This is a genomic window from Clostridioides sp. ES-S-0190-01 (assembly GCF_020658275.1).
Taxonomy (GTDB): domain Bacteria; phylum Bacillota; class Clostridia; order Peptostreptococcales; family Peptostreptococcaceae; genus Clostridioides.
Window position 1 is genome coordinate 26,701 of record NZ_JACVWA010000015.1, and the last position, 16,234, is coordinate 42,934.

General features: G+C 28.5%; 13 protein-coding genes. All 13 read right to left on the reverse strand.

All coding sequences use genetic code 11. From position 1 onward, the window contains the following. Positions 1-31: 31 nt before the first annotated feature. The 13 genes from hisS to IC214_RS03790 all read right to left on the reverse strand — a co-directional run bounded on the left by hisS (position 32) and on the right by IC214_RS03790 (position 16,027). Positions 32-1,294: a histidine--tRNA ligase gene (hisS, locus tag IC214_RS03730; protein WP_227434493.1), complete on the reverse strand. Its 1,263-nt coding sequence runs from the start codon at positions 1,292-1,294 to the stop codon at positions 32-34. Further along, positions 1,284-2,843, reverse strand: a complete 1,560-nt coding sequence (locus IC214_RS03735; RefSeq protein ID WP_227434492.1) for a coproporphyrinogen III oxidase — start codon at positions 2,841-2,843, stop codon at positions 1,284-1,286. Before IC214_RS03735 ends, hisS begins: the two co-directional genes overlap by 11 nt. Positions 2,844-2,935: 92 nt before the next feature. Beyond that, on the reverse strand, positions 2,936-3,550 hold the full coding sequence (locus tag IC214_RS03740; RefSeq protein WP_227434491.1) for an MBL fold metallo-hydrolase: 615 nt from the start codon (positions 3,548-3,550) through the stop codon (positions 2,936-2,938). 14 nt (positions 3,551-3,564) lie between these two features. Beyond that, on the reverse strand, positions 3,565-4,014 hold the full coding sequence (dtd, locus tag IC214_RS03745; RefSeq protein ID WP_227434490.1) for a D-aminoacyl-tRNA deacylase: 450 nt from the start codon (positions 4,012-4,014) through the stop codon (positions 3,565-3,567). A 24-nt stretch (positions 4,015-4,038) separates the two neighbouring features. Next, on the reverse strand, positions 4,039-6,246 hold the full coding sequence (locus IC214_RS03750) for a RelA/SpoT family protein (RefSeq protein ID WP_227866233.1): 2,208 nt from the start codon (positions 6,244-6,246) through the stop codon (positions 4,039-4,041). A 73-nt stretch (positions 6,247-6,319) separates the two neighbouring features. Next, complete coding sequence (locus IC214_RS03755) at positions 6,320-6,832, reverse strand: adenine phosphoribosyltransferase (protein ID WP_227434488.1); 513 nt, start codon at positions 6,830-6,832, stop codon at positions 6,320-6,322. A 12-nt stretch (positions 6,833-6,844) separates the two neighbouring features. Beyond that, positions 6,845-9,295: a single-stranded-DNA-specific exonuclease RecJ gene (gene recJ, locus IC214_RS03760; RefSeq protein ID WP_227835272.1), complete on the reverse strand. Its 2,451-nt coding sequence runs from the start codon at positions 9,293-9,295 to the stop codon at positions 6,845-6,847. Positions 9,296-9,307: 12 nt separating this feature from the next. Further along, complete coding sequence (locus tag IC214_RS03765) at positions 9,308-10,972, reverse strand: ABC1 kinase family protein (protein WP_227824276.1); 1,665 nt, start codon at positions 10,970-10,972, stop codon at positions 9,308-9,310. 301 nt (positions 10,973-11,273) lie between these two features. Then, positions 11,274-11,768 carry a gamma carbonic anhydrase family protein gene (locus IC214_RS03770; RefSeq protein WP_227434485.1) on the reverse strand — a complete coding sequence of 165 codons (495 nt, stop codon included), beginning with the start codon at positions 11,766-11,768 and terminating at the stop codon, positions 11,274-11,276. Positions 11,769-11,796: 28 nt separating this feature from the next. Then, positions 11,797-13,176 carry a thioether cross-link-forming SCIFF peptide maturase gene (scfB, locus tag IC214_RS03775; protein ID WP_227434484.1) on the reverse strand — a complete coding sequence of 460 codons (1,380 nt, stop codon included), beginning with the start codon at positions 13,174-13,176 and terminating at the stop codon, positions 11,797-11,799. A 356-nt stretch (positions 13,177-13,532) separates the two neighbouring features. Then, a complete protein-coding gene (locus IC214_RS03780; RefSeq protein WP_227434483.1) occupies positions 13,533-13,679 on the reverse strand; it encodes a cyclic lactone autoinducer peptide in 147 nt (48 codons plus the stop codon). A 3-nt stretch (positions 13,680-13,682) separates the two neighbouring features. Continuing rightward, positions 13,683-14,291 carry an accessory gene regulator ArgB-like protein gene (locus tag IC214_RS03785; RefSeq protein ID WP_227434482.1) on the reverse strand — a complete coding sequence of 203 codons (609 nt, stop codon included), beginning with the start codon at positions 14,289-14,291 and terminating at the stop codon, positions 13,683-13,685. A 305-nt stretch (positions 14,292-14,596) separates the two neighbouring features. Beyond that, the gene (locus IC214_RS03790) at positions 14,597-16,027 is read right to left on the reverse strand and encodes a DUF4116 domain-containing protein (RefSeq protein ID WP_227866234.1); all 1,431 of its coding nucleotides are present in this window, start codon (positions 16,025-16,027) and stop codon (positions 14,597-14,599) included. Positions 16,028-16,234: the final 207 nt, after the last annotated feature.

Consider the following 16,234-nt stretch of genomic DNA (forward strand, 5'->3'; position numbering starts at 1 on the left):
TCTAATACACAAAACATCATACTTTCTTATTTTACAGCTTTTGCTTTAATTCTTCAACTAATGTACTTAATTTTACAGTAGTTTGCTCTGATGTTTTCATATTTTTTAATGTTGCAGTGTCATTTTTTAGCTCGTCATCACCAATTACTATTGTAAATTTTGAATTTATTTTATCTGAATACTTAAATTGTGCTTTTACACTTCTTTCTATATGGTCTTTATCCGCACTTATATGATTTTGTCTTAAATCTTTCAACAATTTAAAGCTTCTTGTATTTGCTTCTTCACCTATAGTTACTATAAATATGTCTGTAGATTGAGGGTTTTCTATTTCAATTCCATTACCTTCAAGTGTAAGTAAAAGTCTTTCAATCCCTAGTCCAAATCCAATTCCACTTATACCTTTTGGACCACCTAGTTGTTCAACAAGACCATCATATCTGCCTCCACCACATACAGTACTTTGAGCACCTATATCATTAGATATAATTTCAAAAGCAGTTTTTCTATAGTAATCTAACCCTCTAACTATTGTTTTATCAATTACAAAGTTTATATTCATTTCCTTTAAGTATTCTTGAAGTTTATCAAAGTGAACTTTACAATCATCACACAAATGGTCTGCAATAAATGGTATATCTTTGATATTTTCTTTACATGTAGGGTTTTTACAGTCTATAACCCTCATTGGATTTTTTTCTCTTCTCTCATTACAAGTTTCACATAATATATCTGCTTTTGAATCAAGATATTCTTTTAATAAAGCATTGTACTCTTTTCTACAAACTGGACAACCCACTGAATTTATACTCACTACCAAATCATTTAATCCAACTTCATTAAAAAATTGAACAGCTAGTGCTATTATTTCAGCATCCATTGAAGGAGTATCACTTCCAAGTGCTTCTATACCAAATTGATGAAATTGTCTCTGTCTACCAGCTTGTGGTCTTTCGTATCTAAAACAAGGTGTAACATAAAATAATTTTGTTGGTTGAGTATCTGCATATAATTTATTCTCTATAAATGCTCTTACTACACCAGCTGTACCTTCTGGCTTTAGAGTAATTTCTCTATCCCCTTTATCTTTAAAAGAATACATTTCTTTTTGAACTATATCTGTAGTATCTCCAACACTTCTCTTAAAAAGTTCTGTATGTTCAAATATAGGAGTTACCATTTCCTCATACCCATATAAAGCACATATTTCTCTAAATTTATTTTCTACATAACGCCATTTATAAGCCTCTTTTGGAGTTATGTCTTTAGTTCCTCTAGGAGCTTTAGTCAACATTTTTATATACCTCTTCTTTCTTCCTTTTTATCATTTCATCTACTCTATCAATGTATTGTTCAACATTCTTTACATTTTCTACTCTTTCAATTCTATCTTCATCTACATAGACAAATTTTGATATAGCACCTGCACCCAAGGCATAGTTGCTTTGTTTTTCCTCCATAATTTGTATATTGTAAATACACTCATATCCTTCTTTAGCATAACCTATATTTTCTAAGTTACCTAGCATATGTTTTTGTCTGTACATATAATATGGATTAAGTCCCATATCCTTGGCATATTTCATTGATAAATCTATCATTTTTATCATTTCTTCATACTGAGTTAAATGTTCTTTGTACTTATCCATATTTATATTTAGGTTAGAAGCTCTTTTTATAGCTAATGTATGAACTGTAAGACTTTCAGGAGAAAGCTTTTTTATTTCCTCTAATGTATTTCTTACCATGTCTAAGTCTTCATCTATAAGACCTAAAATTATATCCATATTTATATTGTCAAATCCCATATTTCGAGCCATATTAAAACATTCTACTAAATCAGAAACTTTATGTTCTCTTCCAATTTTAACTAAAGTATCATCATTCATAGTTTGAGGATTTATACTAATTCTACTTACATTGTGTTTTTTTAATACACTTAATTTTTCTTTGGTAATAGTATCTGGTCTACCTGCTTCTACCGTAAATTCTTTAATTTTGCTTAAGTCCAATTCTCTAAAGAGAGCATTTATAAGTAAATCCAATTCTTCCTCATCCAATGTAGTAGGAGTTCCACCACCGATATATAGAGTTTCAATTTCTTTATTAGTATCCTCAATAACTTTGGCAAACCCTTTAATTTCTTCAATCAATTTATAGACATATTCTCTTTTTAAATGGCCAAATTGCTTTAACGAGTTTGAAGGAAATGAACAGTATACACATCTAGTTGGGCAGAATGGAATACTTACATAAAGAGAAATTTTATTTTTGTCTATCGGATACATAAATAAGCGTTCTCTTTTAGCTATTTCAAGAGCTAAATCTATTTTCTCATCCATTATAAAATAGTTCTCTTTTAGAATAGTTCTTATACTATCATCATCTAGTTTTTCATCCATCAGATTGTGGACAATTTTGACTGGTCTGATACCAGTCAAAATGCCCCATGGAACATAAGAATTAAATATTTGTTTAAGTACTATAAACATACTTTTTTTAATACTTTCTTTGCATAATTTTCTAATCTTTCTCTTACTTTCACTGTCTAGTCTATCTAAAAACTCTTCAATCGTATTATTATTACAAAATCCATTTAAAAACTCCGTATTTATATCTTTGATATTTTGTATTGATTCATACTTTAAGTTACCACCTTCATAATATTCAGTAATTGAAAGTAAAGTATCATTTTCACAAATCAATCTATTTATTAAATATCTTGACTCTATACTATTGCTACAATCAGCAAAGTCATTAAATTTAAATTCACTAGTAAACAATTTTATAAGTTCTGCTACTTCATACTTATAATCATGTCCTTTTAAAAAAACATCCAACATCAACTTAACTCCTTCTATTTAAACACTAGAAGAACCCCATCACTGATACATTTATTAAATATTTGATACTATTTTTAAATATTAATATAAAATTACATGTAAGGATTTGTCTTCTTTTCAACACCTAAAGTACTAGTTGGCCCATGACCAGGATATACTCTAACAGCATCTTCATATTTACATAATTTTTTAAGTGATTTCTCCATTTGGTGGAAATCTCCACTATATAAATCAGTTCTACCAATACTTCCAGCAAACAAAGTATCTCCTGTGAACATGTCATCTTCAACTCTTATACACATACATCCTTGTGTATGACCTGGTGTATGCAAGAAAGTCATTTTTAATTCACCAAGTTCCATTTTATCTTTATCATTTACATATATATCTGCATCAAATTCTTGTGCGCCACATCTCATTGTGTAACTTAAGTTTTTATTTTTATCATTTAATAATTCTTTTTCATCAGTATGTGCAACTACCTTAGCACCAGTCTTATCTTTAATATCTTTAACATACCCTATATGGTCACCATGTCCATGAGTAAGAATTATATATTCAACATTCAATCCATTTTCTTTGACAAAGCTTAATGTATCTACTAAACTTCCTCCTGGGTCTATAACTGCACATTTTTTAGTTTTTTCATCACCTAACACATAAGTGTTTACTCCAAAATAACTGTCTACAAATTTTTTTATAACCATTAAAGTTTTCCCCCTTAAAAAGATTTACTTGAGTCTAATAGTATTGTTACTGGTCCATCATTAGTTAATTCTACCATCATATGAGCTGCAAATTGACCTGTACCTACTGTTACACCTTTATCTTTGGCTTTTTTTACAAATTCTTCATACAAATCATTTGCAAGTTCTGGTCTAGCTGCGTTACTAAATCCAGGTCTTCTTCCTTTTCTACAGTCTCCATATAAAGTAAATTGAGATACTACTAAAAGTTCTCCACCTATGTCCATTAGAGATAAATTCATCTTATCATTTTCATCTTCAAAAATTCTTAGGTTTAATATTTTATCAATCATGTAGTCTACATCACTTGATTTATCATCATGAGTCACTCCCAACAGTACTAGCAACCCCTTATTTACTTGACCTATAATGTTTTCATCTACTGTAACTTTAGATGAAGATACTCTTTGTACTACTGCTCTCATATTTTCCTCCCTATTATTTTAACTCTAATTTGTCATTCTATAAATACTTTCTACACCAGGAATTGCTTTTAATTTTTTCATTAGAATTTTCAATTCCTCAGTGTCATTAACTTCTACAAGTAGATTTATACTTACAATACTATCTTTTCCTTTTCTTGCATTTATTCCATTTAAGCTAAGTTTATCCATTGCAACAATATGAGTTATTTCATTAACAATTCCTCTTCTGTCGACAGCCTTTATTTGAATCTCTGCTTCAAACTTGCCTTTACCTGCTGAACTCCATGACACTTCCACTAATCTATTTTGGAAGAAGTCTCCATTGTTATTTGCATTTGGACAATCTGCTCTGTGTATAGCTACACCTCTACCTTTAGTGATATATCCTACAATCTCATCTCCTGGAAGTGGATTACAACATTTAGCAAACCTTACTAAGATATTATCAAGTCCTTTTACTATAATACCTTGTGATGAATTTTTCTTTCTCTTTTTGCTGTATTCTGTTTCGCTCATATTGTGTTTATTTAAATCTTCTTCTTGCATCTGTTGTTCTTTTTTTACTTTTTTAATTTCTTTTAAATACAAATCTTTTACTTTAGATACAACTTGAGATGACATTATACCACCATAACCTACAGTGGCAACTAAGTCTTCAACACTTGGCTGATTAAACTTCTTGGCAACTAATGCCATGTATTTTTCAACAAGAGGGTCTTTCTGTGGTATATCATGTTTCTTAAACTCTCTTTCTAATATGGTATTCCCGCGGTCAACATTTTCTTCTCTTCTTTCTTTCTTGAAAAATTGTCTAATTCTACTTTTTGCATTTGGTGTTTTTACTATGTTAAGCCAGTCTCTACTTGGACCATTAGAATTAGATGATGTAAGTACTTCAACAATATTACCATTTTGAAGCTTATAATCAATAGGTACTATTCTTCCATCAATTTTTGCTCCAACACATTTATTTCCTACATTTGTATGGACTCTATAGGCAAAATCTATTGGAGTTGATTCTGCTGGTAATTCAATTACATCTCCTCGTGGAGTAAATACATAAACCTGACTATTAAATACATCTTCTTTAAGTGCATCCATAAATTCTTGTGGGTCTTTTAAATCTTTTTCCCACTCCATCATTTGTCTTAACCACTGAAGTTTCTCTTCAACTTTTACTTCTTTGCCAGAAATACCTTCTTTGTATTTCCAGTGTGCTGCAATACCATTTTCTGCTATATTATGCATTTCATGAGTCCTTATTTGTATCTCTAAAGGCTCTCCATCAGGCCCTACAACAGTAGTGTGTAATGATTGGTACATATTTGGCTTTGGCATTGCTATATAGTCTTTAAATCTGCCTGGAATAGGTCTCCATAATGTATGAACTATACCAAGTACAGCATAACAGTCTTTTACATTATCTACCAGTATTCTTACAGCCGTTAAATCAAAAATTTCTTCAAAAGTCTTGTGTTTTTTCTGCATCTTTCTATAAATACTGTAAAAATGCTTTGGTCTACCATATACATCACATGGTATACTTAAATCTTTAAACTTATCTTTAAGAAGCTCAACAATCCCTTGTATATAGTCTTCTCTTTGACTTCTCTTCATTGACACTCTATCAACTAATTCATAGTACCCTTCTGGGTCCATAAACCTTAATGCTCTGTCTTCTAGTTCCCACTTTATCTTAGATATACCTAATCTGTGGGCTATACCTCCATAAATCTCTAAAGTTTCTTTTGCTTTATACTTTGCTTTTTCTGGAGGCATGTATTTTAACGTTCTCATATTATGCAATCTATCAGCAAGCTTTATAAGTATAACCCTTATATCTTTTGCCATTGCTAGAAACATTTTTCTTAAATTTTCAGATTGAGTTTCTTCTTTTGAACGATATTTTATCTGACCAAGTTTTGTTACTCCATCAACTAAATCCGCTACTTCTTTTCCAAATTCTTTTGTTATGTCTTCATAGGTATATTCTGTATCTTCTACAACATCGTGAAGCAAACCTGCTGTTATAGTTTCAATATCTAATTCCATCTCTATTAAAATATTTGCCACTGCCAATGGATGAATAAAGTATGGTTCCCCAGATTTTCTATATTGTCCATCATGCGCTTTTTTTGCAAGATTGTAGGCTTTTTCAACCTTTTCAAAATTTGCATTAGGTGCATAAACTTTTATCTTTTCAATTATTTCTTGTAATTCTTTATCATGCATATAACCACCTATTTTGTATAAAATTTTAATATATATGAAAATAGTTGGTGCTATACCAACTATTGTAAAAGTACTAGTATTTTATAAGAGAATTAACATCATAGTTAGATAACTTTTCTCTCCCATTTAAGAATTCTAGCTCAATTAAAAATTGCATAGAAACTACTTCTCCACCTAATTTTTCTACAAGCTTAGCAGCAGCTTCCATAGTTCCACCAGTAGCCAATAAATCGTCTACTATTGCCACTTTTTGACCTTTTTTAATTGCATCTTTATGTATTTCTAAAGTATCCGTACCATACTCTAATCCATACTCATAACTCTCAACTTCTCCTGGTAACTTTCCAGGTTTTCTAATTGGAACAAATCCTACTCCTAGTGCATATGCTACAGGTGTACCCATCAAAAATCCTCTTGCTTCTGGACCTACTACTAAATCCACACCCTTGCTTTTCAATTCTTCAGCCATAGAATCTACTGCATATTTAAATGCCTCGCCGTCTTTAAATAGAGTTGTAACATCTTTAAAATCTATACCTGGCTTTGGGAAATCATCAATATTCCTTATAAAGTTTTTTAAATCCATGGGAAACGCCTCCTAATAACTGCTATTGTATTGTTTTTCTAATTTTTTTAGATTATTGAGTATTAAACTCTCATTTAAGTCTAATTTTTTCTGTGGTTTTGGCAATATTCTTATGAGTACAGAATTTTTTTCATAATTTAAATTAAAGTCAAGTAAATTTAATTCTCTAAACACATTCAATATCGTAAAAAACTTTAATGGAATTACATTAAAAGTTCCCTTTATATTTACCATATCCAAATCAATTTCTTTTTTTATAAGTGCTTGTTTATAAATTGTTATAAATTCATCTCTTGATGGAACTATATTACTAACTACATTCTTTAAATATAATAGGTCTGTTTTATTATAATATTTTATAATTTCACTTTCTTCTCTTTTATTCTCATATATATACGAATATTCGCCTTTATTGTATAAATAATCATAAAGAATAATATTATTATATCTTTTTAAGTCTATTTTATCAATATTAGGAGAAAATATAAGCTCTAATTTATCAGTATTTTTGTTAATATCTTCAATAATATTGTAATTTATGTTAAAATCCAAATCTATAAGTGATACATCTGATATTGCTCTATAGAATCCATTTATAGAATTAGATATTATCAATGTCTCTTTTTCAAAATAATCAAATATATTTATATCTGTATTTCCATCAAATAATTCAAAACCAGACTCAGATATATTATACAAGCTTTGTGAATCTTTTGGTATTATTTTTGACATTAATTTTAGCGAAAGTTTGTCATTACTTGCACTTTTAGGTCGAGCTAATCTAATATCTTTAAGTAGAAACTGCACTTTCCTATTTCCCATATAGTTGTTCTCATCTAGTTGGAACAATACATCTACTTTATCTCCTACTTTGAATAATGATTTTAAATGACTCATGTTAAATCCTATACATTCATAGCACTTTTCATTTTCTATGCTTAATTTCAAATGTTGTTGATTTTTACCTATGATTTTTAAGTCTTTTAGAATATAGTTCCTAACTATAAATCTAGGATTAGGATTATTTAATCCAAATGGTTCTAACTTATGTAATTCCTCCACAAGATTTAAACTTATTACATTTTCTTGTAGTTCAAATTCAACATTTACATTTTCTATCATATCATCTTCAGTCAAATTATAATCTGCAAACTTATTTATTTCATTAGCCAAAGCTTCCACATTTTCTGAATTTAAAGACAATCCAGCTGCTTGCTCATGTCCACCAAACCTAGTCATTAAGTCTTTGCACTTTACAAGAGCCTCAAATATATTAAATCCTTTTATTGACCTTGCTGAGCCAGTAGCTTCTCCACCTTCTACACCTAAAAGAATCGTTGGTTTATAGTATTTTTCAGTCAACTTAGATGCTACAATTCCTATTATCCCATGTTGCCAACCTTCTTTAGCTAAAACCAATACTTTATCTTCATTATATCTACTATTGGACTTTAATATTTCCTCAGCTTCATGATACATCTGAGCCTCAATCATCTGTCTTTCATTATTTTTTTCTTCCAATATATTAGCTATTTCAACAGCTTCATCTTTAGATTGAGTAGTAAATAACTCAACACCCAAATAAGAATATCCTAAACGTCCTGATGCATTTATTCTAGGCCCAATTGCAAAGCCTATATGAGAAGAACCTATTTTTTCACTTTCTACACCACAAACTTTTATAAGCTCTCTTAATCCAATATTTTTGCCTTCTTTCATTAATTTTAAACCATTTTTTACAATTATTCTATTTTCATCCACAAGTGGAACAATATCACAAATAGTTGCCAATGTTACTATTTCTAAATAATCATACATGCTAGTCTTAAAATCTTCTTTTGGAGTAAGTGCTTGTATCATTTTAAATGCTACACCACATCCACATAATGCATCAAATGGATAGTTACAATCTTCTTGCTTTGGATTTATTACTGCAAAAGCTGAGGGAATTTCATTTTGGCATTCATGATGGTCTGTTATTATAACATCTATACCCAAATTATTTGCTAGGTTAACCTCAGATACTGATGTAATTCCACAATCAACACTTATAATCAAGTCACATCCCCTAGAGCTTATAAGCTTTATAGCCTCTTCATTTATACCATAGCCTTCTTCTAGTCTATTTGGAATATAGTAATCCACATGATATCCTATACTATTAAAATATAAGCATAAAATAGAAGTAGAAGATACACCATCAACATCATAATCTCCATAAATCCAAATTTTTTCTTTTTTATCAATAGCTGACTTTATTCTATCTACAGCCTTTTGCATATCTTTCATTAATAAAGGGTCTCTTAAATAGTCTAAAGATGGATTCATGAATATTTCTGAATCTTTTTCAGTATATATACCTCTATTTTTTAAAATTTGGCAGATTTCCGGGGAAATATTAAGTTTTTTGCTAAATTCACTTTCCTCTATCTTCCCTTTATATTTCAGTGTCCATTTTTTCAAATTTAATTCCCCCTAATCTTTTTTGTATTTTGACCTAATACTTCTTATAACTAAGCATAGCCCTATTATAAAAGAAATAAAGAACCCTGCTATAGCAGTAAATTTTATCCATATATTATTTTCTATATTTGGTGATGCAATTATAAGTGAAGAACCTACTATGATGGATGCTAATACTAAACTTAATGACATTTGAGAAGTTAATTCTGTTATACAAATTTCTAATTTTGTCATTTTAACATCTTCAATTTGCATTTTTATATTATTTCTTTCTACATTTCTTAAGATTGCTTTTAACTGTTTTGGAATAGTTTTTACGTCAAGCAATATCTCTTCCACATTTTGTCTTGAATTTAAAACTACATTCTTAGGATTGAATTTACTTTTATAATGATGCTTCATAAACTCTTTTCCCATAGAGCCAAGAGAAAAATCTGTATTCAAGGTTCTACTTGTACCCTCTAATGTTATAATAGTCTTTGCAAGTGTTACAAACTGTGCAGGCATAATTATCTTATACTGTCTAAAAAATCTAAACAATTCATTTAATATATCTGTCACATTTATCTTTTCTATAGAGATATCATAGTAGTAATGTATTAGATACAGTAAATCCTGTCTAAGACCTTTAACATCAGCTTCTCCATTTAATGCATCCATTTCTATTAATAAGTAAATTATTTTATCAACATTTTTTTCTACACCTGCTAATGCAATTTCATTTAATTGGTTCAAAGTTCTATTATCAATAATTCCAATCATTCCAAAGTCTATATATGCTATCTTGTTTCTGCCAACTATAAATATATTACCTGGATGTGGGTCTGCATGAAAAAAACCATGTGACAATACCTGTATAAAAAAAGACCTAACACCTATTTCGACAATAGTTTTTGTATTGTAGCCTAATTTTCTTATTTTTTCTACATCACTTAACTTTGTGCCATTAACTTTCTCCATTACTAAAATTCTCTTACTGTTATATTCTGAATATACTTTTGGTATATATACTTCATCACTATTTTTAAATATCCTAGAAAATTTAGTTGCATTTATAGATTCAAAATTGTAGTCAAGTTCTCTCATTAATTGAGTTTGAAATTCTTCTATCATTTGCTCTAAATCTAAATTAAAATCTTTTTTTAAGTCTTTTAATGTATGTGCAATAGTTCTAAGAATCTCCAAGTCAGATTTTATTATCTTCTCTATATTTGGCCTTTGAATTTTTACAATCACTTCTTCTCCTGTTTTAAGTATTCCTTCATAAACTTGACCAATTGAAGCTGCTGCTATTGGTTCTTCTTTAAATTCTGAGAATACTTCTTCTATGCTTAAGCCTACTTCTTCTTTAAATATTTCAATGGCTATATTTGAATCAAATTTTTCTACATCATCTCTAAGCTTTGATATTTCATCAATTATATCTTGGTCTAACAAGTCTTTTCTTGTACTCAATATTTGACCTATTTTTACATATGTAGGTCCTAGTTCTTCTAAGACTCTTTTCATTCTCTCACCAGTTGTCATATTTTTTATTTCTTCTGGTGGGTCAAATAGTGGTATTTTATATGCTATGCCCTCTATATTTAATCTTTCTACAATAAAACTAAAACCATACTTTATCAAAATATATCCAATTTCTCTATATCTCTTTAAATTCCTATAACTTATTCTCAAATTTTTTCACTCCTAGAATAGGTATACCCAAAAACTTACACCTTAATTTATCTCTGTCTACGACATTATTTTACTAATTGATACTCTAATATCTTATATCCTCTTTAATATTTAATTTTATCACATATACTAGTAATTTTATTAAATTTCTTTAACTCAGTTAATTTTTATTTTTGACATTTCATACCTATTCTAAACAACTGCTTTCTCAAAATTAAAATACCAACTAACCTAATAAAATAAATTAGTGGTTGCCTCAAAACAAATTTAAGCATGTTTTGAAACAACCACTCTTTAATTGTTATTTTTGATTTTGTGCTGCTTCTAAATACCATTGATATGACTCATCAATATATTTTTTATCTTCTTCAGTAAGTTCTCTAACTACTTTTCCGGGAGAGCCCATTATTAAAACTCCTGGTGGGAACTTTTTATTGGATGTAATTAATGTACCTGCTCCAATTAAAGTGTATTCTCCTATTTCAGCATTATCTAGTATTATTGAACCCATTCCAATTAAAACATTGTCACTAATTTTGCAACCGTGAACTATTGACCTATGCCCTACTGTTACATTATTCCCAATTACAGTATTTTCATCTCCATGTACTATTGAACAGTCTTGTATATTAGTATTTTCTCCAATAGTTATTGGTCCTTCATCTCCTCTAACTACTGCATTGTACCATACACTTGAATCTTTACCGATTTTAACATTTCCAATTATATCTGCTGATTTTGCTACAAAGACACTTTCATCAATTAAAGGTTTATCTTCTAAATACTCTCTAATCATATATAAACAACTCCTTTAAGATATAAATTTAATTATTTGCTCCTTCTAACATTAATTTTGCTTGTATCATAATAGAACATTCTGTACGCTTTCTTTGCATTTCACAGCCCAACTCATATGGTTTTGATATATCATTGTTGAAGTTTATTGCATTTGCATGACATCCACCTGAACAATAGAACTTATTCCAACATTTTTTACACTCTTCCTTAGTATATACATGAGCTTCTCTAAATGTATTTTTTAACTTTTCTGGAAGTACAATTTCTTTATCCAATATATTTGCCATTTTAAATTCTTCATTTCCAACAAATTGATGACATGGGTATATGTCTCCACTTGGTGTTACAGAAAGATACTCATTTCCAGCACCACATCCAGTTATTCTCTTTATTACGCATGGTCCTTGATTTAAATCTATCATAAAATGGAAAAATTTAAATCCATCTCCTTGTAACTGTCTATCTGCATACTCCACCGCAAATTTTTCATATTCATCAAATATTTTTGGTAAATCTTCCTCTCTAAGTGCATATGGATTACTTTCATCTCCAACAACTGGCTCTACAGATGTTAATTTAAACCCTAAATCTGCAAAATGCATAACATCTTTAGAAAAATCTAAGTTATCTCTTGTGAATGTACCTCTTATATAGTAATACTTATCTTTTGCTCTTCCTTCTACAAGTTTTTTAAATCTTGGCAATGTAATATCATAACTACCTTTGTCATTTAAAGTTGGTCTCATATTATCATTGACTTCTTTTCTTCCATCTAAACTTAAAACTACATTATGCATATTTTCATTTATATAATCTATAATTTCATCATTTAACAGCACACCATTTGTAGTTATTGTAAATCTTATATTTTTATTATAATCCTTTTCAATACTTTTTCCATATTCAACTAATTGCTTTACAACTTCAAAGTTCATTAGAGGCTCTCCACCAAAGAAATCTATCTCTAAGTTTTTTCTACTTCCAGAATTGGCAATCAAATAATCTATTGCTGCTTTACCGACTTCAAAACTCATAAGTTCTTTTTCTCCACCAAAATCCCCTTGAGCTGCAAAGCAATACTTACATTTCAAATTACAATCATGTGCTACATTTAAACATAATGCTTTTACTACAGGCTCTCTATGTACAAAGCTTGGATGATATTGATATGTATCTTCTGTATATAAAAGACCTTCTTTTTCTAAATTTAATATTTCTTCATATGCTTCATTTATTTTTTCTTCTTGATATTTAGATTTTAATATATCTAGTACTTCTTCTTTACTTTTTTCTTTATAAAAATCTAATAAATCGTATGCAACATCATCTAATACATGAACAGCTCCTCCATTCACATCTAAAACGATATTATATCCATTCATAGAAAATTTATGTATTATACTCATAACCTACCTCCTAAACTACTATCTATACTAAAGTTTTTTACTGTTTTAATTAAACTTTACCCTTCATTATATCATACAGTTTGCTTAAAATACATACAATACAAAAATGACTTACTACTCGTAAGTCATTTCAATGGATACACTATATCCCCCTAAATTAGCACACTTATACATTACAAAATAAAGTATATTATGTACTCATAAAATAAAATTTTTGTATCTAATTACTTATTTTATATTTATTAAAAGTATAATAAGTTCTTTTTATAATAATTCTATATAAATAATTTGCTTATTTTGTATTTATTAAACCATAATATTTCTTATAATTATTTCATATAAATAATTGCTTGTTTTTAATTTATCTTTTTTAAATTCTTAATTTCTTTTGGTACCTTGGGTTGATGTATAATCCATGGACAAGTGCTATTTGCTGACAAAATTGCAGTACTCAGTGCTAATGAACTAGCACACTTCATAATTTTCACAATAAACTTTTTCATAATTTAATTCTCCCTCGTACACATTTTACTTATATTCTTTTTAGATTTTAATTTACCTAATACTAGCATTATACAAATCCAAAACATTGCAAAAGCACTATATATAAAGTAATCCATAAATACATTTGATGAAAAACTTGAAACTGTCATTAACAAGACTACTGTAGACATAGATATAGCAATTTTTTTATAAGTTAACTTTTCTATCTCACTTATAGGATTACTTTTATGCTCTACTGGACACATGATGCAAATTCCAATCCAACTAATACTAGCAATAATCATAATAATATTTTTAAATAAATATACATTTAGATTTTCTATAATAAATATTGTAGATAAGATTATAAAAATAAAGGTTAATAGACATCTAAAATAGTTATTTGCATGATACCCTCCAGAAAATTGTCTTATTGGACAGTAACATATTAAAAAAAATAATATATATGTAAATTTCCCAAATAAAAAACCTAAGAGTAGTATGGTCGTTATATTAACTATAAAAGCAATTAATATTTCAAATCCATAAGAATACACCCTAGATTCATGGTTATCTATCATGTTGTTATAAATTAAAACAGATGTCATTTTATCAGCATATCTCTTAAACATTATTACCTCCAGAAAAAAATTTTACATATATAGAATAGCGTCTTTTTTGAGAAAATTCAATATATTTTTCAAAACTAGTTATTGAAATTGTAAAACTGGTCAAAAAAAGACCTATATAATCATTTTGTTATTTTTTATATAATAAAAAAGTTATAATAAAAGAGTTTTATTAAGCTTTATATGCATAAAAGCACATAACTTATAGCATATAAGTTATGTGCTTTTATTTTTATTATAAATCCTTAATTTTATATTTATTTTTATGATATACCTTAGTTTTGCTTTTATTTTCGTAATATATATGTTTAACTTTGTTTTTGCTTTACATATTGAAGTGCTTTTCTATTCTGTTTTACTGCCTCTAAACAAACTTTTTCTGTTTGATTTTCTACATATTCCAAAGCTCTATAATTCTGTTTTACTGCTTCTAAACATATCTTTTCTGTTTGATTTTTAACATATTTTATCATTCTATAATCTTGTCTTACTGCCCTTAAACAAATATCCTCTGTTTGTTCTTTTACATATTTAAGTGCCTCAAAACTTTGATTTACTGCTTCCAAACAAACCTTTTCTGTTTGCTCTTTTACATATTGTATAGCACTGTAATTTTCTTTTACCGCCTCTATACACATTGATTCTGTTTGTTCTTCTATATATTTAAGAATATTTCCATTTTGCTTTACTGCCTCTAAACATACTTTTTCTGTTAGTATCTTTATATAGGTCAATATTTCTTTTATTTCAAAATCTTTAAATGAGCCCCTTATAGCTTCTATACATATTTCTTCTGTCTGTTTATTTACATATTGTAATACTTTCCCATTTTGTCTTACTGCCTCTAAACAAATATTCTCTGTCTGCTCTTTTACATATTGTAGTGCTCTTCCATCATTTCTTACTGCCTCTAAACAGATTTCTTCCGTCTGCTTATTTACATATTGAAGAGCCATATAACTTCGTCTTACTGCTTCTATACATATTTTTTCTGTCTGTTCATTTACATAATACAAGGCAAAATCATTTTGCTTTACTGCTTCTATACATATTTCTTCTGTCTGTTCTTCTACACAAGGCAATGCACTGTAGTTTTCCTTTACTGCTTCTAAACATATACTATTATTTTGTTCCTTAACATAAGCTAAAGACTTTCCATCTTTTTTTACTGCTTCTAAGCATATTGTTGGAGTCTGTTCTTTTATATCCTTTAATATTTCTGCCACATCATTTTTTGATGCCCTTTCTATTAATTCTAAGCATACCTCTTCTGTCTGCTCTTCAACAAATCTAAAAACTTCCATAACATCATGAGTTGATGCACTTCTTATAGCTTCAATTAATATATTTTCTGTCTTGTCGTTTACGTAATATAATGCTCTATAATTCTGTTTTACGGCCTCTATACATATAGCTTCGGTTTGATTTGTTATGTATTTGAGAGCTTTATAAGTCTGCTTTACTGCCTCCATGCACACCCTATCAGTCTTATCTTTTACAAATTCTATTATTGTACCATCTTGCCTTACTGCTAGTAAACACATTTCTTCAGTTTGATTTTCTATGTCTTTTAATTCTCTATAGTCATATTTCACTCTGCTTAAGTCATTTAAATGTACATTATTATCTTCTTCTGAATTATCCTCATTAATTTTTATATCATCCTCAAATTCTTCATCATCTAAATAGTCATCTTTATCTGGCAAAAACATAGATTTAATTTTATTTTTTATATCCATAAAATTAACCTCCTTTAATACGATTTTATCATTAAAGTAAATCATTTTTAAGTATTTATTTAATTAATTTTATATTAAGTTCTTTTAAAAGTCCATTCATTGTCGATAGATTCTATTTTATATTAATAATTTAATTATAAACATGCGGGGTAATAAAGTTAATAGTGGACATTTTTCATCCCATTAGTATATACTATTTATATTTAA